The sequence below is a fragment of the Afipia clevelandensis ATCC 49720 genome (genome assembly GCF_000336555.1).
GTDB classification, from domain to species: domain Bacteria; phylum Pseudomonadota; class Alphaproteobacteria; order Rhizobiales; family Xanthobacteraceae; genus Afipia; species Afipia clevelandensis.
Genome location: NZ_KB375281.1, coordinates 1,417,662 through 1,437,573, shown reverse-complemented (window position 1 = coordinate 1,437,573; position 19,912 = coordinate 1,417,662). Strand labels below are relative to the sequence as shown.

At 62.4% G+C, this 19,912-nt stretch carries 20 protein-coding genes; 11 read left to right on the top strand and 9 right to left on the bottom strand.

Annotation, left to right across the window (positions count from 1 at the left end; genetic code table 11):
- Positions 1-139: 139 nt before the first annotated feature.
- The 3 genes from HMPREF9696_RS06595 to HMPREF9696_RS06585 all read left to right on the top strand — a co-directional run bounded on the left by HMPREF9696_RS06595 (position 140) and on the right by HMPREF9696_RS06585 (position 2,002).
- Positions 140-319 carry a hypothetical protein gene (locus tag HMPREF9696_RS06595; protein WP_002712192.1) on the top strand — a complete coding sequence of 60 codons (180 nt, stop codon included), beginning with the start codon at positions 140-142 and terminating at the stop codon, positions 317-319.
- 87 nt (positions 320-406) lie between these two features.
- A complete protein-coding gene (locus tag HMPREF9696_RS06590; RefSeq protein WP_002712191.1) occupies positions 407-1,153 on the top strand; it encodes a hypothetical protein in 747 nt (248 codons plus the stop codon).
- A 114-nt stretch (positions 1,154-1,267) separates the two neighbouring features.
- Positions 1,268-2,002, top strand: a complete 735-nt coding sequence (locus HMPREF9696_RS06585; protein WP_002712190.1) for a DnaJ domain-containing protein — start codon at positions 1,268-1,270, stop codon at positions 2,000-2,002.
- A 288-nt stretch (positions 2,003-2,290) separates the two neighbouring features.
- On the opposite strand, the gene HMPREF9696_RS06580 is transcribed toward HMPREF9696_RS06585, so the two are convergent.
- Positions 2,291-4,228: a D-alanyl-D-alanine carboxypeptidase gene (locus HMPREF9696_RS06580; protein ID WP_002712189.1), complete on the bottom strand. Its 1,938-nt coding sequence runs from the start codon at positions 4,226-4,228 to the stop codon at positions 2,291-2,293.
- A gap of 402 nt (positions 4,229-4,630) precedes the next feature.
- On the opposite strand from HMPREF9696_RS06580, the gene HMPREF9696_RS06575 reads away from it, so the two are divergent.
- On the top strand, positions 4,631-4,969 hold the full coding sequence (locus HMPREF9696_RS06575) for a phasin family protein (protein WP_002712188.1): 339 nt from the start codon (positions 4,631-4,633) through the stop codon (positions 4,967-4,969).
- 70 nt (positions 4,970-5,039) lie between these two features.
- Here HMPREF9696_RS06575 and HMPREF9696_RS06570 read toward each other — a convergent pair whose 3' ends face one another.
- Positions 5,040-6,416, bottom strand: a complete 1,377-nt coding sequence (locus HMPREF9696_RS06570; RefSeq protein ID WP_002712187.1) for a TadE/TadG family type IV pilus assembly protein — start codon at positions 6,414-6,416, stop codon at positions 5,040-5,042.
- Between the two features lie 211 nt (positions 6,417-6,627).
- Here HMPREF9696_RS06570 and HMPREF9696_RS21585 point away from each other — a divergent pair, with 211 nt between their 5' ends.
- The 3 genes from HMPREF9696_RS21585 (at position 6,628) to clpA (ending at position 9,953) form a co-directional block, all read left to right on the top strand.
- A complete protein-coding gene (locus HMPREF9696_RS21585; RefSeq protein ID WP_157133505.1) occupies positions 6,628-6,837 on the top strand; it encodes a hypothetical protein in 210 nt (69 codons plus the stop codon).
- 257 nt (positions 6,838-7,094) lie between these two features.
- The gene (gene clpS, locus HMPREF9696_RS06565; RefSeq protein ID WP_085946836.1) at positions 7,095-7,427 is read left to right on the top strand and encodes an ATP-dependent Clp protease adapter ClpS; all 333 of its coding nucleotides are present in this window, start codon (positions 7,095-7,097) and stop codon (positions 7,425-7,427) included.
- A 129-nt stretch (positions 7,428-7,556) separates the two neighbouring features.
- On the top strand, positions 7,557-9,953 hold the full coding sequence (gene clpA / locus HMPREF9696_RS06560) for an ATP-dependent Clp protease ATP-binding subunit ClpA (protein ID WP_002712185.1): 2,397 nt from the start codon (positions 7,557-7,559) through the stop codon (positions 9,951-9,953).
- Positions 9,954-10,028: 75 nt separating this feature from the next.
- Here the strand turns inward: clpA and HMPREF9696_RS06555 are convergent, their stop codons facing one another.
- Entirely contained in the window at positions 10,029-10,406 is a 378-nt protein-coding gene (locus tag HMPREF9696_RS06555) for a hypothetical protein (protein ID WP_040301226.1), read from the bottom strand.
- Between the two features lie 237 nt (positions 10,407-10,643).
- Between HMPREF9696_RS06555 and HMPREF9696_RS06550 the strand changes: the two genes are divergently transcribed.
- From HMPREF9696_RS06550 to HMPREF9696_RS06540, 3 genes are all read left to right on the top strand, one after another.
- A complete protein-coding gene (locus HMPREF9696_RS06550) occupies positions 10,644-11,642 on the top strand; it encodes a transglycosylase SLT domain-containing protein (RefSeq protein ID WP_002712183.1) in 999 nt (332 codons plus the stop codon).
- Between the two features lie 546 nt (positions 11,643-12,188).
- The gene (locus tag HMPREF9696_RS06545; RefSeq protein WP_002712181.1) at positions 12,189-12,926 is read left to right on the top strand and encodes an AzlC family ABC transporter permease; all 738 of its coding nucleotides are present in this window, start codon (positions 12,189-12,191) and stop codon (positions 12,924-12,926) included.
- Positions 12,923-13,267 (top strand): AzlD domain-containing protein, encoded by a 345-nt coding sequence (locus tag HMPREF9696_RS06540; protein WP_002712180.1) that lies wholly within the window; start codon positions 12,923-12,925, stop codon positions 13,265-13,267. Before HMPREF9696_RS06545 ends, HMPREF9696_RS06540 begins: the two co-directional genes overlap by 4 nt.
- 13 nt (positions 13,268-13,280) lie before the next feature.
- Here HMPREF9696_RS06540 and HMPREF9696_RS06535 read toward each other — a convergent pair whose 3' ends face one another.
- The 5 genes from HMPREF9696_RS06535 to HMPREF9696_RS06515 all read right to left on the bottom strand — a co-directional run bounded on the left by HMPREF9696_RS06535 (position 13,281) and on the right by HMPREF9696_RS06515 (position 17,534).
- Positions 13,281-13,706 (bottom strand): HIT family protein, encoded by a 426-nt coding sequence (locus tag HMPREF9696_RS06535; protein ID WP_002712179.1) that lies wholly within the window; start codon positions 13,704-13,706, stop codon positions 13,281-13,283.
- A gap of 81 nt (positions 13,707-13,787) precedes the next feature.
- Positions 13,788-14,882 carry an FUSC family protein gene (locus tag HMPREF9696_RS06530; RefSeq protein ID WP_002712178.1) on the bottom strand — a complete coding sequence of 365 codons (1,095 nt, stop codon included), beginning with the start codon at positions 14,880-14,882 and terminating at the stop codon, positions 13,788-13,790.
- A gap of 74 nt (positions 14,883-14,956) precedes the next feature.
- Positions 14,957-16,129: a GNAT family N-acetyltransferase gene (locus HMPREF9696_RS06525; RefSeq protein ID WP_002712177.1), complete on the bottom strand. Its 1,173-nt coding sequence runs from the start codon at positions 16,127-16,129 to the stop codon at positions 14,957-14,959.
- A gap of 99 nt (positions 16,130-16,228) precedes the next feature.
- Entirely contained in the window at positions 16,229-16,981 is a 753-nt protein-coding gene (locus HMPREF9696_RS06520; protein WP_002712176.1) for a glycerophosphodiester phosphodiesterase, read from the bottom strand.
- 85 nt (positions 16,982-17,066) lie between these two features.
- Positions 17,067-17,534, bottom strand: a complete 468-nt coding sequence (locus HMPREF9696_RS06515; protein WP_002712175.1) for a RidA family protein — start codon at positions 17,532-17,534, stop codon at positions 17,067-17,069.
- A 214-nt stretch (positions 17,535-17,748) separates the two neighbouring features.
- On the opposite strand from HMPREF9696_RS06515, the gene HMPREF9696_RS06510 reads away from it, so the two are divergent.
- Positions 17,749-18,612 carry a cell envelope integrity EipB family protein gene (locus HMPREF9696_RS06510; RefSeq protein ID WP_002712174.1) on the top strand — a complete coding sequence of 288 codons (864 nt, stop codon included), beginning with the start codon at positions 17,749-17,751 and terminating at the stop codon, positions 18,610-18,612.
- 10 nt (positions 18,613-18,622) lie between these two features.
- Here the strand turns inward: HMPREF9696_RS06510 and HMPREF9696_RS06505 are convergent, their stop codons facing one another.
- A complete protein-coding gene (locus HMPREF9696_RS06505; protein ID WP_040301223.1) occupies positions 18,623-19,909 on the bottom strand; it encodes a DNA polymerase IV in 1,287 nt (428 codons plus the stop codon).
- Positions 19,910-19,912: the final 3 nt, after the last annotated feature.

The following is a 19,912-nucleotide window of genomic DNA, read 5'->3' as shown; positions in this document are numbered from 1 at the left end:
CAGCGCCGGATGTTCTCCGGCGCTTCGCACATTCGCGTGAGATTGCTTTCATAGATCTTGGCTGACTCTCGGTTGCCACAATACGCTGGTGGCATGACTTCTGCTTGTTTGTGCGTGTTCAATCAGCGAGGTGACAGTCATGGGCATCAGCAGTTTCTTTCGCTCTTCCTCGGTTGAGACCGCAGACAGGCGTCCGCCGCCCGCCGTTAGCGACGACGAGTGTTTGTCGCGCCTTGCCAGCGCGGTTGCAGAACACGACGACCGCAGGCTGAACGAGGTCGCGCAGCTCATCGGCCGGCTGGCGGTGCCGATCGAATAGCGCCTCCTGCGGAATTTCCGGTGGTTGGCGAATTGACCGTCAGCCGCCAGCGATCCACATATGACTCGCATACAACTGCGAGATCACATGGCGCGCGATCCGACGATCCCTGAAACGGACAAAAGCCCTGCATCGGACCGCGCGCGAGCGGTGCCGGAGGCACAGCCGTCTGCATCGGCAGACATTGCGGCCTTTATCGCGAAGGCGCGGGCTATGACGCCGGGGAAGGCGGGCACGGGCCGGCTGATCTTCGCGCTCGACGCCACCATGAGCCGCCAGCCGACATGGGATCTCGCCTGCCAGCTTCAGGCCGACATGTTCCGTGAAGCGGGGAGCATCGGCGGGCTCGCTGTGCGGCTGGTCTACTATCGCGGCCTCAACGAGTGCCGTGCGAGCCAGTGGATCACCGACACCGCGCATCTCGCCAGACTGATGGCGAAGATCGACTGCCGGGGCGGGCAGACGCAGCTCGGCCGCGTGCTATCGGATGCGCGGCGTGAAGCCGTTGCATCCGGTGTGCGCGCCATCGTCTTTGTCGGCGATGCTATGGAAGAAAATGTCGACGCGCTCTGTGTCACCGCAGGCGAACTCGGCCTTTTGAAAGTGCCATGCTTCATGTTCCAGGAAGGCAACGATCCGGCGGCGGAGGTGGCCTTCCGCGAGATCGCGCGATTGACGGGCGGTGCGTGGTGCCGCTTCGACATGGGTTCGGCGGCGCAGTTGCGCGAGCTTCTTCGCGCGGCGGCGGCCTATGCGGCGGGCGGGCGCGAGGCCCTGATGCGGCTGGCGAGCAGCGCCGCGGGCGCGGCGGCATTGCTCGGGCAGATGAAGTAGCGGCAATAATTCGCGGATATCCGCGTTCCTGAAAGCGCGCTAGAGACATACATGAAGTTGGTGTCGGTTTGCCCGATGCGAAGCCGGACTCGAACGCGAAGAATGAACTGATCCATGCCCACCCTGATCGCAGGCATTGTCGCCGTCGCACTGCTTTACGTCGCCCTCAATGTCATCAAGGGCGCCGATCCGAAATGGCTGGCGAAAATCCTCCGCATGGGTGGCGGCATCGTCACGCTTGCGGCGGCGTTGTTCGTCGGTGCGCGGGGCGAGATTGCGGTGGCGATTCCGCTCGGGATTTTCGGTGCGGGCCTGCTCGGCTGGTCGCCGTTCGGCGCCCAGCTCGGCTCTGCGTGGGGGAACTACGGTCCCGGCGCGTGGAAATCACACGGGCAGAAGTCCAAGGTACGATCCCAGTTTATAGAGATGACGCTCGACCATGACACCGGGGCGCTTGACGGCGTGCTGACCGCCGGCCCCGAAGCGGGGCGCGTACTGGACGATTTCACGCTTGATGAGCTGATTGTCCTCGCGCGGGGGTTCGATGCCGAGAGCTGGGCTCTGCTGGAAAGTTATCTGGACCGCCGGTTTCCCGCCTGGCGAGAGCACGCGCAGGGCGAGGGGGCAGGCGGGCGTGGCGGCGAGGATCGCCGTGCGGCGGCGGGCGGCAAAATGACGGCGGAGGAGGCTTATCAGATCCTTGGCCTGCAGCCGGGCGCGGGGCGAGATGACATCAGCCGTGCGCACCGTGGGCTGATGAAGAAACTCCATCCCGATCAGGGGGGCTCGACGTACCTCGCTGCCCGTGTGAACGAGGCCAAGGACACTCTTCTTCGCAACCATCGCTGACTCCAGCACGCAACATTACGCCACAAGCCGAGCGCGGCCTTCGTCCTTCCGTTTGATGCCCCTGCAGTCGCCCGCCGTTGTCCGGCGTGATCAATCCCGCAGTTAATGTTTTAGAGACCAAGTCTTGAAAATTCGTTGAATCCGCTTCCGGCTCGATAAAAAGTTGTCGAGCGCACGCGGGTGCCTGGTGCAGCGGTTGCCGCGTTTCTCGTTCGTGCCTCTGGCAATGAAAAAGCCCGCGGGTTGAGCCGCGGGCTTTTTCGGGAGTTTGTGAGTAGGGACTCGCGATCAGTTCCTGATGGCGATGCAGGAAATGTCGGAGCGCTTCAGCGTGCGGCATGCTGCCTCGGCGGAGTCCTGATTGAGGCCGGCGAAGCGTGCGCGATAGAGCGTCTTGTTGCCCTTCGAGACCGTCTCCGTGAACTGCTCGGCGTCACCGAGCAACTTGCTGGCGTTGCCGCGTGCGACGTTGAGCCGCTGGCGGGCTTCGCTTTCGGTTTCGAGTGCGCCGACCTGAATGATCCAGCCGGAGCGGGCGGTGGCCTTGATCGCGCCGTTATGCTGGATCGCCTGTACCGGCTGCGGAGCGGGCGCCGGCGCAGCCTGCTGCACGGGCTGTTGAGGAATGGCCGATGTGTGAAGCGCTGCGGCCTGTGCGCCGAGGGTCGTGGGGGGCGCGCCGCGAGACGGGTCTGAATAAGCCGCTGTCTGTACCGACGGGGCGGGAGCCGGCACCGCGCCGATAATGCCCTGTCCGATGCCGTTGCTGGTCTTGGGCTGGGCGGGCAGAGGAGCGGGAAAATCACCGGCAGGCTGGGCGCTGGCGACAGGCCATGGTTCGGCGCGGCGATCGGCGGCCTTCACCTCGGGTTTGGCTTCAGCCTTGATCTCGGCCCTGGCGACAACCGCCTTCGAGGTTTCCGCGACCTCGGTGCGGATCGGAGGAATGGCGCTGGTGGCAACCGGCGCGTGGCCAGGCGCAGCCGACGCAACCCTGGTCTGGCCCATGCGAACCTGAACCGTCTTGACGCGCACCGGGGTCATGGGTTCGGCGGAGCCGGGGATGGCTGCCATCGTCTGCGCCGCAATCACACCACTGGTGAGCGGAGCGGGAGCCGGCTTGTCCTGCTTCTCGACGGCTTCCACGGCTTTGGCGGAAGCGACGGGCGCGCGCGGCATCGGAAGCGGAACGGGCTCCGGCGCCGTGGAGGCGACCTTGATGGCGCCCTGGACCTGAACGACCGGCGCTGCGGCGCGGGCGTTGGTCTCGGTTTCGTCGCCGTCGTCCGCGCTGGCGACCTTGCTGCTGACGTTGCGTTCGGTGATCGCTGCGACCGTGCGCCGGGTCGCGGCTTCATCGAGATGCTCGGCGAGCAGGTTGCGCATGATGGCATCGCGCGAGCCGCCGCTGCGGCCGCCCATCACCACGCCGACGATATAGCGGTTGCCGCGCTTCATCGACGTCACAAGGTTGAAGCCCGACGCGCGGGTATAACCGGTCTTGATGCCGTCAACGCCTTCGACCCGGCCCAGCAGCTTGTTGTGGTTGCGGATCGAACGGCCCTTGTAGTTGAAGGCCTCGGTGGCGAAGTAGCGGTAGTATCGCGGGAAGCGGTCCTGAATGGCGCGTCCGAGGGTTGCCTGATCGCGCGCGGTGGTGACCTGGGAGTCATCCGGCAGGCCCGAGGCGTTCTTGTAAACGGTCTTGCTCATGCCGAGCGCGCGCGCCTTGCGCGTCATCACCTTGGCGAAATCGTCTTCGTCGCCGGCCAGCGTTTCCGCGATCACGACTGCGGCGTCGTTGGCCGAGCGGGTGACGAGGCCCTTGATCGCATCCTCGACACGGATGGTCTGGCCGGGCCGCAGGCCGAGCTTGGTTGGCGCCTGCTGCGAAGCGTGAACCGATACGTCCATCGGCGTATCGAGCTTGAGTTTGCCGCTCTCGAGCTGCTCAAACAGCAGGTACAGCGTCATGATCTTGGTGAGCGAGGCGGGATGGCGCAGGCTGTCGGCGCTGGTGGCCTGAAGCGTGCTGCCGGAGTTCGCGTCGACGATGATGGAGGAGAAGGCAGGGTTGTAGCTGGAGACAGCGTGGCTGCGATGGCGGTGACGCCGGCGCGCATCCGCTGTGTCGAGGGTGAAGGTGACGGCCACGGAGACAGTGGCGACGCCGAGAAGACAAAGACCAAGCGCGCGCAGCGACGCTGACGATTTGACCCCAAGCATGAATTTCCCCGTCCGATTCCCAGTCTATTCGCCTCGTTCTGAGGCCAAATTTGGTCCGGCCGCGGCCAATCTTCGGGCCGCGTCGTCCATGCGAAGTAGCGGATCCGAGGGGCCATTACCCGCCATTGGAGGCATTCAGGTAAGCTACTGGAACCGCAAGGCTTTTCCCGTTTCTGCAAAAGCGCAAAAAGCCACAGGGAATCAAATTAGGTGGCGACGGTTTCAAAAGGGTTAAGCAAATGTTTCCGGCGTTTGCAGGATTTGTCTCGGATTTAAGAAGATTGTGCGACGCACAAGATTCTTGACTTATTTGTGCGCTGCAGTAATACTAAGGTCGTGGTTAGGGAGCCGGGTACCTCCCGGCGCGTGCAGGTCAACAGTCTGGGAAAAGGACACTCCGTAATGGTCAAGGTTGAAGAGTTTCAGCAGTTCGGCAAAGAGCAGTTCGACGCAGCGGTTGCATCCGCCAACAGTTTCTCGAGCGGCTGGCAGTCGATCGCGAATGCATACGGCGAATACGCCAAGAAGTCGTTCGAGGACACCAAGAGCTTCGTCGAGAAGCTGTCCGGCGTGAAGTCGATCGAAAAGGCGATCGAACTGCAGACCGAATACGCCAAGACGTCCTACGAGACCTTCGTCTCCGAGTCGCAGAAGATCGGCGAGCTTTACACCGATCTCGCCAAGCAGGCTTTCAAGCCGTTCGAGGGTCTGGTCGCCAAGGTTTCGCCGACCGCTCACTAACTCGCGGTTCTCGGCAACGAAAAAGCCCGGCGCAAGCCGGGCTTTTTTATTGTGTGGTGCATGCCGCCTGTTATTTGGCGATGCGCAGTTTCGACAGCGCCGAGCCGATCGAACTGAACGCGGTGTTGATGCCGCTGGCGCTCGTGGTTGCGAAGTAGTTGCTGGTGCTGCTTGCGCAGTACGACATCACGCTCGATGTGTTGTCGTTGTTCGTGTTCACCTGGATCGTATAGATCGTGATGCCGGCGGCCTTCGCATTGTCGCAGAGCAGGCGCTGCCGGGCGTCGATCGCCGACACGCTGGAGCTGTTGCGGTTCTGCGTGTTGTCGCCGTCCGACAGCAGGATGATGGCCTTCGTATACTTGTAGTTGGTATCCTCGGCCGGCGCATTGAACGGATCTTGCTGCAGCAGGGACAGCCACGCCCATGCCATGCCAATGGCCTGGTTGGTGTTGCCCTGCGGCTGCATCGCGTCGACCTTGTTCTTCAGGGCCGTCCAGTCATACGTCAAAGGCAGGATCGACGTCGGACAGTCGGAATAGTTTTCCGCCGGGAACTGGGTGTTGCGTTTCGCAGTGTTGCCCGCAGTCTGCGTGTTGCTGAACGGCTCCGTGCTCAACGTGTCATAGGCGGTAGGCGTGTCGTAGCGGTCCGAGACGCAGCCGGTCCAGCCGCTCTTTGTCACCTGGGTCCAGTTATCGCCCCCCTGGTTGTTGCAGTCGGTCTGCGTCATGAAACCCAGCGTGGTCGAACCATACCAACCAGATGATTTGGTACACTGACCAAGATCAAAGCGGAGCCACTTCGTGCTCGTGGTCGCGATGCTGCTCACGTTGACGTCCTTGGCGAACGGAATGATGGAGATGTAGACGTCGCCGTTGGTCTTCGCAGCGGTCTGCATCTGGTCGATCAGGCTCTTCGCTGCCGTTTTCAGCGCAGCCATCTTGCCCGAACTCGCCATCGATCCGGTATTGTCCAGCGCCAGCGCGACGCGCAGCTTGGTGGTGCCCCAGACGGTGGTCGAACTGGCGCCGAAATCGAGGTTCGGATAGCCGACCACTTTCATGAAGTCGGTATTCATGGTGCCCGATCCGTTCAGCACGATCTTGGAGCCGGCGGCAGCGCTGTTGGTGTATGTGGCCGTGACGACAACATTTTGCGCTTCGGGATGCTTGTAGAGGGCGTTGAAGTAATCGTTTGCCTTCTGGGTAATCTGTGCCGCGGTCAGCCCGGCGGCGTCCCTGGAAATCATCAGGGCCGCAGTATCGAGGGCCGTCTGCATGGCTGTGCGGGCGTTGTTGACGCGGGTGTAGTCGACCGCCGCGCCCACAAACCCGAGAATCGGCACGATCGCGATACCGAACAGCACGGCGACATTGCCGCCCTGCGCGTGGCGGAAGCGTGCGAGCGATCCGCGAAGCCGGCTGAACATTGATGCATCGGTCATGACGTCACCAGACAATGGAGGTTCTGGAACGCGAGATAGGCTGCAGGCGTGAAGAGGTAGTAAAGTGCTGCGATGAATAACGGGTACACCTGAGGCAAACGGCCCCGGCGAGGCCACCGGGCCGGTTTCAGCGTAAAGGCCGGGTATCCCGTTTCGTTCGGATTTTAACGATTCTCCTGCCGCATCGGCGGAGTGCGAGATCGCAAGGCGCTTGAAAAACGATGCAATGGTCATGGCGGTCACCAGAAATGGGTCCTGCCATGTCGTAGAAGGGCGCAATGAAAGGGCGGTAAAAGGCGGCGCCGACTTACGTAAAAAGCCCCATAAATTGCCGGTTTTAGCCCCTCAATCGGTTCCTATTGTCAATACCGCCTCAACAGCGGGCATCGCATTCGGCGAGAATTTCCACGATTTGCATTAACCAAAGGCAGCGGCTGCACGAGCGCGGCGCAGTTTTCCACGCCCATTTTCAGCCGGTAACAGTGTGCTTGCGGGGGAGCGGGAGCCGACCCATATTGTTAATGTCATTCATGCTGTCCGGCGGGGGTACTTCGTCGCCGGAAGGCCGTTTTTGCGGAAATTCTGAACTCTCGAGCCATGCTGCACGCGCCGTCATATCCGGAACCAGTCACCGCGCCAGAGCCATTCGGCGCACGTCTCGCCAGCGTCCATCCGCGCATGAGCAAGGACGACAACGGCAACGAGGGACGGGGTGGGCCGGGGACATCCGTCATCACCAAGGTCAAGCCGAAGACCAAGAAGCCGAACCTTTATCGGGTGCTGATCCTGAACGATGACTACACGCCGATGGAATTCGTGGTCCATGTTCTGGAGAAATTCTTCAACAAGGATGTTGAAGCCGCCACCACGATCATGTTGCATGTTCATCATCACGGCATCGGCGAGTGTGGCGTTTTTACGTATGAGATCGCGGAAACGAAAGTGACACAGGTGATGGACTTCGCACGAAAACACCAGCATCCTTTGCAATGCGTGATGGAAAAGAAGTAGCATTTGAGTCTCGCCCGGTTGGGGAACCGGAAGAGACTTGGAGAGTACGAACAGGTTGCAGGAACTGATCAAGCCGGACCGGACGACGAACGATCAAAGTTGAAGTGGCGGGGGCCATAAGGGACGCGAATGCCGACTTTCTCTCAGAGCCTTGAACAATCCCTGCACCGCGCGCTGGCCATCGCCAACGAGCGGCACCATCAGTATGCGACACTCGAACATCTGCTGCTTTCGCTGATCGATGACTCGGACGCGGCCGCGGTGATGCGGGCCTGCAGCGTCGATCTCGACAAACTGCGCGGCAGCCTGGTCAATTATCTCGAAACCGAATTTGAAAATCTGGTGGCCGAAGGCTCCGACGACGCCAAGCCGACCGCCGGATTCCAGCGCGTCGTCCAGCGCGCGGTGATCCATGTCCAGTCGTCCGGCCGCGAGGAGGTCACCGGCGCCAACGTGCTGATCGCGATCTTCGCGGAGCGCGAGAGCCATGCGGCTTATTTCCTGCAGGAGCAGGACATGACGCGCTACGACGCGGTGAACTACATCAGCCATGGCATTGCCAAGCGTCCCGGCGTCTCCGAGGCGCGGCCGGTCCGCGGCGTCGATGAGGAAGCCGACGCGAAGGGCAACGACGACGCGAAGAAGAAGGGGGAGGCGCTCGAAACCTATTGCGTCAACCTCAACAAGAAGGCGCGCGACGGCAAGATCGACCCGGTGATCGGCCGCAACGCCGAGATCAACCGCGCCATCCAGGTGCTGTGCCGCCGCCAGAAGAACAATCCGCTGTTCGTCGGCGAAGCCGGCGTCGGCAAGACCGCGATCGCCGAAGGTCTCGCCAAGCGCATTGTCGACAGCGAAGTGCCCGAGGTACTAGCCGCGGCCACTGTGTTCTCGCTCGACATGGGCACGCTGCTGGCCGGCACGCGCTATCGCGGCGATTTCGAGGAACGGCTGAAGCAGGTCATCAAGGAGCTGGAAGCGCATCCCAATGCGATTCTGTTCATTGACGAAATCCACACCGTGATCGGCGCGGGGGCGACCTCCGGCGGCGCGATGGATGCGTCCAATCTGCTGAAGCCAGCGCTGGCCTCCGGCACGATCCGCTGCATGGGGTCGACCACCTACAAGGAATACCGGCAGCACTTCGAGAAGGACCGCGCGCTGGTGCGCCGGTTCCAGAAGATCGATGTCAACGAGCCGACGGTTGAAGACGCGATCGGCATTCTCAAGGGCCTCAAGCCGTATTTCGAGGATTATCACAAGCTGAAATACACCAACGACGCCATCGAGGCGGCGGTGAATCTTTCGGCGCGCTACATCCATGACCGCAAGCTGCCGGACAAGGCGATCGACGTGATCGACGAGTCGGGCGCGGCGCAAATGCTGGTACCGGAGAACAAGCGCAAGAAGACCATCGGCATCAAGGAAATCGAGACCACCATCGCGACGATGGCGCGGATTCCGCCGAAGTCGGTTTCCAAGGACGACGCCGAGGTGCTCAAGCATCTCGAGACGACGCTCAAGCGCACGGTGTTCGGACAGGACAAGGCCATCGAGGCTTTGGCTGCGTCGATCAAGCTCGCCCGCGCGGGCCTGCGCGAACCGGAGAAGCCGATCGGCTCGTACCTCTTCTCGGGTCCGACCGGCGTCGGCAAGACCGAAGTCGCCAAGCAGCTCGCAGCGTCGCTCGGCGTCGAACTGATCCGCTTCGATATGTCGGAGTATATGGAGCGCCATACGGTCTCGCGTCTGATCGGCGCGCCTCCGGGCTATGTCGGCTTCGATCAGGGTGGCCTCCTGACCGATGGCGTTGACCAGCATCCGCATTGCGTGGTGCTGCTTGACGAAATCGAGAAGGCGCATCCGGATCTCTACAACGTGCTGTTGCAGATCATGGATCACGGCAAGCTGACCGACCACAACGGCAAGCAGGTCAACTTCCGCAACGTCATCCTCATCATGACGACCAATGCGGGCGCGGCCGATCTTGCGCGGCAGGCCTTCGGCTTCACCCGCAACAAGCGGGAAGGCGACGATCAGGAAGCGATCAACCGGCAGTTCGCGCCGGAGTTCCGCAACCGTCTCGATGCCATCGTGTCGTTCGGTCATCTGAACACCGACGTGATCGGCATGGTGGTCGAGAAGTTCGTGCTTCAGCTCGAAGCCCAGCTCGCCGACCGCGACGTGACCATCGAACTGTCCGAGCCTGCCAAGGCCTGGCTGATCGAGCACGGCTATGACGAACAGATGGGCGCGCGCCCGATGGCTCGCATCATCCAGGAGCACGTCAAGAAGCCGCTGGCGGACGAAGTGCTGTTCGGCAAGCTCAAGGGCGGCGGACATGTTCGTGTCGTGCTAGTGAAGGACGAGCAGGGTACCGACAAGATCGGCTTCGAGTTTGTCGAAGGCCCGGTCACGCCGAAGCCCGAGAAGCTGCCAGGTTCGCGCAAGCGCTCCGCGCCGCGCAAGCCGAAAGGCGGCGGCGATGGTCCGAAGGGTCCGGCGAAGCCGCTCATGAAGGTCTGAGCAGGCTGTCAGTGAAACAGCAAAGCCCGGCAATCGCGAGATTGTCGGGCTTTTGTTTACCGGAGCGCGACCGGGTCAGAGCCGCTTCAAGGCCGTAATGACGGATTCAAGGCTTTCGTTGACGAGCTTCGATGCGCCGGACGCGACAGCATAGGCGGTCAACCCGGCGAGCACGGTGACAATCGCGTACTGGGCTGTTGCCACGGCGAGCAGGGGCTTCAGCAGCCCGCGAACAACCCGCCTGATTTTGCGGTCGCCACGTTGAGCAGCGGGGAGCAGGAGATCGGAACTTTGGTCTGTGCCGGCGATGCACTCGCACTGACTATCGGTATTTTCGTCTGCGCACTCATTCTCAGTCGCGGGGCCGAGATGATGTGGGTCTGCCGGAATTTCGTCACACGCTGCGCTGTCAGGCGCGCTATCCTGTTTGTCGAGCGTGGCCACGTTTTCCATCCTGGCAAATCAATCGCGTTCAACTTACGGGAGAGGCCCAAGGGAGGCGATGGCTGCGAACCCAAAGGTTCTGTTAACGTAAATGGCCACGGATCCTTTGCGATCGGTCCCACGCATTCTGCTCGCGCGATGGATCATCTCCATCTCGCAACCACCGATCAGCGTGAGTTTTTCTGAGCGGGTGCGTGCGGGTTGATTGATCCGCGTGTCGATGTTCTCACGAGAGACGTATCTGCGATGAAGTTGGCGGCATGCCTTGTGATCGGCTTTGCGCTCTGGGCGATTCCATCAATCGCATGGAGTGACGAGGCTCCGGCACATGCGGCGAAGCCGGATCCTTCATCGGTCAGTCCGGCGGAGAGTGCGACGGCTGCGCGTGCGGATGATGCAAAACCTCCAGCGGAGCCTCCATCTGGCACCAAAGATGCCAACGCCCGCGAGGCGATGTGCCTGATGATCGAATCCGCGGCGTCAGCGCACGGCCTGCCGCTGGAATTCTTCGCGCGCGTGATCTGGCAGGAAAGCCGCTTTCAGCCGGATGCGGTGGGACCGATGACCCGCAGCGGCCAGCGTGCGCAGGGTGTCGCGCAGTTCATGCCCGGCACCGCGAACGAGCGGAGATTGCTCGATCCGTTCGATTCGGTGCAGGCATTGCCGAAGTCCGCTGAATTCCTACAGGAGTTACGCGAACAGTTCGGCAATCTCGGGCTGGCCGCAGCGGCGTATAATGCGGGGCCGCGGCGTGTGCAGGAGTGGCTGGCCGGCACGGGTTACATGCCGTCCGAAACGCGTAACTACGTCCATGCCATCACCGGCAGTTCGGTCGATGACTGGGCGGCCGTTGGCAAGGGCGGTGCGATCAAGGATCGCGCGCCGCCGGCAGGGTGCCGCGACCTGATGGCGCTATTGCAGCGCGCGCCAAATCCGTTCGTCACCGGGCTTGAGCAGCGCGTGAAGCTCGGGGCGGCGATGCCTTGGGGCGTGCAGCTAGCCGCCGGATTTTCGCGCGACAGGGCGCTGGCGATGTATGCCCGTTCCTTGAAGCGGTTGAGTGTGGTGATCGGCGATCGCGATCCCAGTCTGTTGAGTTCGGTGTTTCGCAGCCGAGGCACGCGGCCGTTTTATCAGGTGCGCATCGGCGCGGACACGCGAGCTGCTGCGAACGAACTCTGCGAACGCATCCGGCGCGCCGGGCAGGCGTGTCTCGTGCTGAAGAATGCAGGGCAGCATGGTTAATCGGAGAGGCGCGGTATCATAGCGTGCCGCAGTTGGGAATCTCGTATGACGGTTAACGGCGCGGCCGGAGCGTAGATCAAAGAAATCCTTTGTTTTCAGTCATAACTTTGATTGGTGCGGACGATGATATGCTCAATGAAATGCTAACGCGATGCCGATGATTTTCGCTTAAGTTTTGCGAAACCGTTTTCCAATCATCTGATGGTGTGCGGCGGAACTCATTTTCCGCGGCATGGGAGGGGAGACCATCATGCTGACATTCGGACTTATCGGGATCGCTTTCGCGACGCTGTGTGTACTTGGATCGCTGTCGTCGTCGGCGCGCGAGCCGTCGATCTGAATTCGCCTGCTTAATGCCACGGGATATCGCATTCAGGCGACCCTGGCCCGATGCGATGGCGGCGGGTTTGCGCCCTGAGCAGCCTGAAACAGCATGCACGGCAATTTAGCGGTGCGGCCTTTCCCGCAGCGCGGCCTTGTTCCCTTGACGGAGAGGCCGTTTCACCGGCGTGATCGTTTCATTCGATTCACCGGTATTTGCACCCCTTGGCGCTTCCTGCCCTCGATTCCCCGAAATGGCAAAGCTCTGTCGCGGCCTTCGCGTTCGGGGTGAAATCGGCGTTGTCGTCCATTCTCGCGCTGGTGCTGTTCGGCACGTTCATCGGCATTGGCGCGTTCGCGTATGACACGGGTTTCACGCTGGGCTGGGCATTGGCCAGCACAGTGCTGGTCTGGGCAGGGCCTGCGCAAATCATCCTGATTTCAACCCATCATGCAGGTGCAACGCTGCTGGAATCGGCGCTTGCGGTGACGATCAGCGGCATACGCCTGCTGCCGATGGTGGTTTCGGTGTTACCGATGATGCGAACCGCTGAAACGAAAATGCGCCAGCTTGTTCTGCCGTCGCATTTCGTGGCCGTCACGGTCTGGGTCGAGAGTTTCCGTTTGCTGCCGCATGTGCCGCGCGAACGGCGGGTCGCCTTTGTGAACGGCCTTGGCAGCGGGCTGACGTTCCTCAGTTGTGTGGCCGCGGTTCTGGGTTACGGCCTGGCGGCAAACCTTCCGCCGCTGCTGGCGGCCGGGATTCTTGCTTTGACGCCGCTGACGTTTTTGCTATCGACGGCGCGCAATGCACACAAGCTGGTCGACAAGCTGGCGCTGGCGCTCGGGCTTGCGCTGTATCCGCTGGTGCAACTGCTGCACACCGGTGTCGATATCATGATCAGCGGCTTGACCGCCGGAACGGTCGCCTATGCGATCAACCGCCTATGGAGGCGCGCATGAGCGGGCTTCTCGGCGATGCACATGCCATCGCGCTGCTGCTGTTCGCAGGCTTCCTGTCGAACGAAGTATGGCGGGTGCTCGGCCTCGTCATCGGCGGCGGGGTCGATGAGAGTTCGGAGTTCCTGATCTGGGTGAGGGCGGTGGCCGCCGCGATCCTCGCCGGTGTTATTGCCCAGATTCTGATTTCGCCGCCCGGCGCGCTGGCGACGGTTCCGGACGTGGTCCGATATGGCGCGGTGGTGGTGGGCGTTGCCGTTTTTCTTGCGACCCGCAAGTCGGTGTTCGCCGGCGTGGTTGCCGGAGAAATCGTCGTGCTCGCCGGCAAGTGGTGGCTGGGCTGACCGGCCTTGCAGTTCAGCTATTCAGCGCCGCGATCAGCCGGGTGGCGTGATCTTCCAGCACCTTGACGTCTTCCTTGCGGCTTGCCGGAGGCAGCAGCGCGACGCCTTCGACCCGCGGCATGATATGAACATGAAGATGAAAAACCACCTGGCCGCCGGCATGTTCGCTGAACTGCTGCAGCGTGATCCCGTCGGCGTTGAAGGCTTTCTTGGCGGCGACCGCGATCTTTTTCGCCGTCAGCGCGACATGCGCGAGGCTTTCGGGTGAGATGTCGAGAATGTTGCGGGCTGGCTGTTTCGGGATCACCAGCGTGTGCCCGGGACAGCGCGGCATGATGTCCATGAAGGCGAAGGTGTGCTCGTCCTCGTAGACCTTGTGGCAGGGAATCTCGCCGCGCAGGATCTTCGCGAAAATGTTGTTGGTGTCGTACGTGCTCATGGTGTGTCCCGGAAATTGGATGGCGCAACATCGCCGCCCGGTGCGGCGCGGTCAAGCGTGCTTGTCGGGAGGCCATCCATGTCACGGCTCCGTCGCGCGCTCGGGAACGCCGGTGGCGATCTCGTCGATCCGGTCCGCAAGGTCGGTGAGGTCGCGGTGCAGCCCGTCCAGCGTAAAGGCGAGGCCGAAGGCGCGGCCCACGGCGTTGAAATCCAGCGCGCGCATCACGCCCGATTGCCGCAATCCCGTAAAGGTTTCCGTAAAGGCAAGATACGCGGCAGCGACGTCGTTGCGGGCGACCACAGTGACCGTATCGAGCGCGGTGGCGCAGCGTGCGGTCAGTTCGGCCTGCGCGCGCAGCAACCGCGCCGCCGCCGGCGCGAGCGTGGATGCGATCTGGTGCGGCAGCGGCTCCCGCAGCACCGTCCCGATACCGACCAGATCGTTGCGCACACGCCAGAGCGTGCGCGGGATCGCTGCGGGAATGCGGTGATCGGCGAGCTTTGAGGCGCGCTCCCGGTCGGCATCCTTCAATGCCTGTTCGACGGCGGCGAGGGCCTGACGCAGCGCCGGATGCTCGCTCGAAGGAGCGAGCGCTTCTCCGCGGTCGAGCGCATCGGCTTCGGACAGCAATAGCCGCTGAATGCGGTTGAGGACCGCGATCGACCGCGAAACAACGACCGTATGGGACCGTGCCGGAAAGATCAGCACCATGGCCAAAACGCCAATCAGGCCGCCAAGGCCGATTTCGATAATGCGGTCGAGCACGAATTGCTCGACCGGTGCGCCCGCCGGATCGGTCAGCAGCATGATGGCTGCCGTCACCGGCGCCACGCGCAATTGCGGGCGGATCGCTGCCGCCCACACCGTGGCGCAGGTGACCAGAACCAGGGCGAGGCCGACGCCGAGAGACGTGCGCGAGTGAAAGGCCGCCGCAAGACCGCCGACAAGCGCGCCAGCCAGCGTGCCCATCATGCGCTCGGTCGCGGCGCCGAGAGTTCCGCCGATGGAGCCCTGCATCACGATCATCACCGTGAAAACCGCCCAGTATCCCTGCGGCAGGCCGAGCGCCTTGTAGGCGGCATAGGCGGCACCGGTCGCAATCGCCACGCGAAAGGTCTGGCGCAATTCCGGGGCGCGCCTGATCAGGAATTCGCGGATCCGGTTGGAAGTCAAGGCGTGTCCTTGGGCGGCATCGTCGTGCCGGTCAGGTTAGGCCGCCGACAGGGTAATCACAACGGCTGGCCGGATCAGCTATCCGCGCCCGTCTTCCGAAACGGCCCGGCCTCAGTCAGTTCGCGGACGGCTTCCTGCACATAGCTGCGCTCGTGCGCCAGATAATCGCGGATCGCGCGGCGCAATCCCGGATCGGCGATATAATGCGCGGAGTAGGTGGTTTGCGGCAGGTAGCCCCGCGCAATCTTGTGCTCGCCCTGTGCGCCGGCCTCGACGTTTTTCAGTCCACGCCGGATCGCAAAGTCGATGGCCTGATAATAGCAGACCTCGAAATGCAGGAACGGATGATGCTCGATGGCGCCCCAGTGGCGGCCGAACAGTGTGTCGGAGCCGATGAAGTTGATCGCGCCCGCGATCCATTTTCCGTCGCGCTTGGCCATCACCAGCAGAACGTCCTTCGCCATGGTCGCGCCGATCTCGTCGTAAAACGAACGGGTGAGATAGGGGCGGCCCCATTTGCGCGAACCGGTCTCCATGTAGAATTCGAAGAACGCATCCCAGACATCGGGCGTGATGTCGTCGCCGGTCAGGGGGTGAATGGTAATGCCGTTGGCAAGCGCATCGCGGCGCTCGCGGCGGATCGCCTTGCGGTGGCGCGAGGCGAGGGTGGCGAGGAAATCCTCGAAGGTGCCGTAGCCTTCATTGTGCCAGTGAAACTGCTGGTCGGTGCGCTGCAGGAATCCCTGTTTGGCAAGGAAGTCCCATTCGTCCTTATGCGCAAACGTGACGTGAACGGAGGACGCCTGGGTCGCGCCGCACAGCGCGATCAGTCCGGCGGCGAGCATGTCGCGCACACGCTCTGCATCGTCGCCCGGGCGCACCAGCAGGCGAGGGCCGGTGGCGGGCGTGAACGGCACGCTTGCCTGGAGCTTCGGGTAATAACTGCCGCCCGCGCGCGCATAGGCATCGGCCCAGCCGTGGTCGAACACGTATTCGCCCTGAGAGTGATTTTTCAGATAGCACGGCACCACGCCGGCGACCTCGCCGGCGATCCGCGCAATCAGATGCCGCGCAGCCCAGCCGGTGCGCGCGACGGCGGAGTCAGAATTTTCCAGCGCAGCAAGGAAGGCATGTGTCACGAACGGATTGTATGCGCCGTCTGAATCGGCGCAGGCGTTCCAGTCGCCGGCCGCGATCTGGCCGATCGAGGAAACCGCTTCAAGCGTGATCTCGGGAGAATCCGTCAACAGAGAGGCGCACCATGGCCGAGAGAAAACGAGATGTTCAGCACTATAAATCGGATTTCGGGCAGATGACTTCAAGTCTCCGGGAGCGCTTCTTTCGGCTTATTCCGGGATGAAACCCTCGAAGGTCATCTGGTCGGCATAGCGAAAGGTCTTGGCCTGTTGTTCCGGAGTTCGCACAGTCCATGTGATGAGCGCGCAGCCGAAAACGTTCCTTGCGATCCATGGCGCGGGGGCGGGCAGGTCGTTGACGCTGTAGCTCACGAAATGCGGCTGCGTGCGAAAAGCATGACGCAGGCCCGTCATCTGATGAATTGTTTCCGGCGGCAGCCGTTTCCATTCGCCGTCGGTGTAGTGACGTTCCGCGACAATGCCGCGTGTCAGCTCGGGCATCCGTTCGCGCACCGCCAGAACCTGATCGGGATCGAACGACATCGCCGCTACCGGTCCGCGATAGGAGGCGAGCACTTCGGCCATCCTGGCAATCAGCCGCCGGTCGCCATCGAACCGGCTTTTGATTTCCAGCACCAGCGGCACCCGTCCGCCGACGCGCGCACAGAGATCGCCGAGCGTCATCATCCGGTCGGAGGTATTCTTGAACGCGACCTGCTTGAGTTGCTCCGCTGTCAGGGATAGCAACTCGCCGGTGCCCTCGGTGAGACGGCCCAGCGCATAGTCATGATGCACCATCGCCTCGCCATCGGCGCTGGGCTGCAGGTCGACTTCAATGGCGAAGTTTCCTGCGACCGCGGCGTTGATCGCGGACGGCATGTTCTCGATGATGCCGCGCGCGCGATCATGCAGGCCGCGATGCGCGATCGGCCGCGCCGTCAGCCACGGGGGGGAGCGGGACATCGTTAGCTTTTTTCAATGTGCATGATCTGATCCGAAAACCGGTGCCCACTTTTCGCTAACGCGGCCCTACGGGTCGGGATCATGCTCAGGCGACTTCAAAAATACCTTCGACTTCGACCGCAGCATCCGCGGGCAGGGCGGCGACGCCCACCGTGGTGCGTGCATGGCGGCCCTTGTCGCCGAACGCGGCCACCATCAGATCCGACGCGCCATTGAGGACCTTGGGTCCTTCGAGGAAATCCGGTGTCGCATTGACAAAGCCGCCAAGGCGCACCACGCGCGCAACCTTGTCGAGATCGCCGAGCGCCATCTTCACCTGCGCCAGCAGGTTGATGGCGCAGCCGCGCGCGGCCGCGACACCCTGTTCGACGGTGACGCCGGCGCCGAGCTTCCCCTTGGCGATCAGCTTGCCTTCCGGTGTGTTGCAGACCTGGCCGGAGACGAACAGCAGGTTTCCGGTACGTACAAATCCGACATAGTTCGCCACTGGCGGATTGGGCTGATGCAGCGTGATGCCCAACTCGTTCAACTTCTGCTCGACCGTTCCCGCCATGTGTTTCCCCGATACGTTTGTCGTGTTTGCCCGTGCACCTTCAGCGTGCAGATGAACCGGGCGCGCCATATTTCACCCATCGTGAAACCACATGCAAGCGCAGCGGATGCATGACCTGACCTCGAATTTTTGGACAATCTTGGGTTTTTTGCCCCGGTTGCGGCGCAATGTTGCGGCTATTATTGTTTGATTCTCACGCTCTTAAGGAGACGCCATGCGGCGCCGGATTTCAGGTTGTCGTTCGCTTGCCCTGCCGCTGCTGCTGTCAGCGGCATGTCTTGGACCATCCGCAAGCGGTGCGTTCGCCGCGCCAAGCGTCGCCTTTCTTTCGCATCAGGCGGTCTACGATCTCAGCCTGAAGACGTCGCGGGGGAACGCCGGTGTCAACAACGCGACCGGGCGCATCCTCTACAACTTCAGCGGCAGCGCCTGCGAGGGCTATACGACAGAATTCCGGCAGGTGTCGCAACTCGACGCCGGCGAGAACAAGAGCACCGTGAGCGATCTGCGTTCCACCAGTTGGGAAGACGGCGAGGGCAAGACCTACCGCTTCAAGATTGACACGCGGATGAACGACGCCGACGCGACCTCGGTTGACGGTATCGCCGAGCGCGAAGGCAAGACCATCAAGGTCAAACTCAAGAAACCCAAGGTCAAGACCTTCACCATCGACGGCGCGGTGTTTCCGACCGAGCAGGTGCGGCTGATCATCGAGGCCGCGCGTGAAGGCAAATCGTTGCTCGAACTGGTGGTCTATGACGGCTCCGACGACGGCGAGAAGGTCTACAACACGCTCACCGTAATCGGACAGCCGATCCCGGGCACCAAGGCGCCAGCGTCGCCGGATCCGACGACCAACAACGACAAGTTCAAATCGCTGACGCGCTGGCCGGTCACGGTCAGCTATTATGATCGTGCGACCAAACCCGATGTCGGCGAGCAGACGCCGGTCTATGCGATGTCATTTGAACTTTACGAGGACGGCGTGTCCCGCGCGCTGTCGCTGGATTACAACGATTTCGTCATCGCCGGCGCAATGGGCAAGATCGACATCAAGGAAACCAAGCCTTGCAAATAGGTGAGGCTGTTTAATCTGCCTTCGCCGGTCCGTCATAGGCGATGCCGCGCATCACGGCGGCGTTGCCGAATTTCTTGCGGACATTGTCCATCGCGCGTTCGGCATGAGCCGAGCGGCGGTCGAGTAAATCCTGGTCGTCGGCTTCCGCGCCCGGCCGCAGCGCGCTGACACCTGCGCCGATCAGGCGGAATGCGGTGCCGTCAATCTCGCGGGCGAGCATTTCGCGCACGGTCGCAAAAATGCGCGTCGCCAGTTGGGTCGGCACCTGCAGCGATTGCGAGCGCGTGCGCTGGCGAAAATCGGCGGTCTTCAGCTTCAGGGTGATGGTCGAGCCGGACAGGTCGCCACTCTTGAGGCGGGACGAGACCTTCTCGCACAGCCGCCACAAAATCTTTTCCAGAGTTGCGAAATCCCGGACGTCGGTTTCCAGCGTGGTCTCGTTCGAGATCGTCTTGGCGCCGCGATCGGCGACGACCTTGCGGTCATCCATGCCGCGCGCCAGCCGCCACAGCCGCCGTCCTTCGGGGCCGAATTGTCTCATCAGGTCGGTTTCGTCCGCGCGCTGCAAATCCTTGATCAGACGGAAACCGCGCTGCGCGAGTTTCTCCTGCGAGGCGGGGCCGACACCGTAGATGAAACCGACGGGCCGCTCGGCCAGCATCTCGCGCGCCTCGTCCTGATCCAGCGCGGCAAAGCCGCGCGGCTTGTCGAGGTCGGACGCGATCTTGGCGAGAAACTTGTTCACCGACAGACCGACGGAGATGGTGATGCCGAGTTCGCGCTCGATCGTCGAGGCGAATCGCGCCAGTACCTTGGCGGGGATCATGCCGTGGACAAGTTCCGTGCCACTGAGGTCAAGGAACGCCTCGTCGATGGAGAGGGGTTCCACCAGTGGCGTCAGAGCCAGCATCGCCTGGCGGACCTCGCGTCCGACGCGAACATATTTCGCCATATCGGGCCGCACCACCACGGCGGACGGGCACAGGTCGAGCGCCTTGAACATCGGCATCGCCGAGCGCACGCCATAAGTGCGTGCGATGTAACAGGCCGCCGAGACCACGCCACGCTTGCCGCCGCCGACGATCACCGGCTTGTCGGCGATATCCGGGTTGTCCCGCTTCTCGACGGTTGCGTAAAAGGCATCACAATCGACATGCGCGAGGGCCAGGGCGCCGAGGGTACGGTGGCGGACGAGGCGCGGCGAGCCGCAAGCGGCGCAGCGCATGGCCTTTCCCGCCGCGTCCGACAGGCAGTCGCGGCAAAATCCCGGCAAGACGGCTGTCGGGTGGTTGTTCAACAG

Coding starts and splice junctions, on each gene's coding strand:
- HMPREF9696_RS06595 (WP_002712192.1), top strand. CDS start 140: ATGGGCATCAGCAGTTTCTTTCGCTCTTCCTCGGTTGAGACCGCAGAC.
- HMPREF9696_RS06590 (WP_002712191.1), top strand. CDS start 407: ATGGCGCGCGATCCGACGATCCCTGAAACGGACAAAAGCCCTGCATCG.
- HMPREF9696_RS06585 (WP_002712190.1), top strand. CDS start 1,268: ATGCCCACCCTGATCGCAGGCATTGTCGCCGTCGCACTGCTTTACGTC.
- HMPREF9696_RS06580 (WP_002712189.1), bottom strand. CDS start 4,228: ATGCTTGGGGTCAAATCGTCAGCGTCGCTGCGCGCGCTTGGTCTTTGT.
- HMPREF9696_RS06575 (WP_002712188.1), top strand. CDS start 4,631: ATGGTCAAGGTTGAAGAGTTTCAGCAGTTCGGCAAAGAGCAGTTCGAC.
- HMPREF9696_RS06570 (WP_002712187.1), bottom strand. CDS start 6,416: ATGACCGATGCATCAATGTTCAGCCGGCTTCGCGGATCGCTCGCACGC.
- clpS (WP_085946836.1), top strand. CDS start 7,095: ATGAGCAAGGACGACAACGGCAACGAGGGACGGGGTGGGCCGGGGACA.
- clpA (WP_002712185.1), top strand. CDS start 7,557: ATGCCGACTTTCTCTCAGAGCCTTGAACAATCCCTGCACCGCGCGCTG.
- HMPREF9696_RS06555 (WP_040301226.1), bottom strand. CDS start 10,406: ATGGAAAACGTGGCCACGCTCGACAAACAGGATAGCGCGCCTGACAGC.
- HMPREF9696_RS06550 (WP_002712183.1), top strand. CDS start 10,644: ATGAAGTTGGCGGCATGCCTTGTGATCGGCTTTGCGCTCTGGGCGATT.
- HMPREF9696_RS06540 (WP_002712180.1), top strand. CDS start 12,923: ATGAGCGGGCTTCTCGGCGATGCACATGCCATCGCGCTGCTGCTGTTC.
- HMPREF9696_RS06535 (WP_002712179.1), bottom strand. CDS start 13,706: ATGAGCACGTACGACACCAACAACATTTTCGCGAAGATCCTGCGCGGC.
- HMPREF9696_RS06520 (WP_002712176.1), bottom strand. CDS start 16,981: ATGTCCCGCTCCCCCCCGTGGCTGACGGCGCGGCCGATCGCGCATCGC.
- HMPREF9696_RS06515 (WP_002712175.1), bottom strand. CDS start 17,534: ATGGCGGGAACGGTCGAGCAGAAGTTGAACGAGTTGGGCATCACGCTG.
- HMPREF9696_RS06510 (WP_002712174.1), top strand. CDS start 17,749: ATGCGGCGCCGGATTTCAGGTTGTCGTTCGCTTGCCCTGCCGCTGCTG.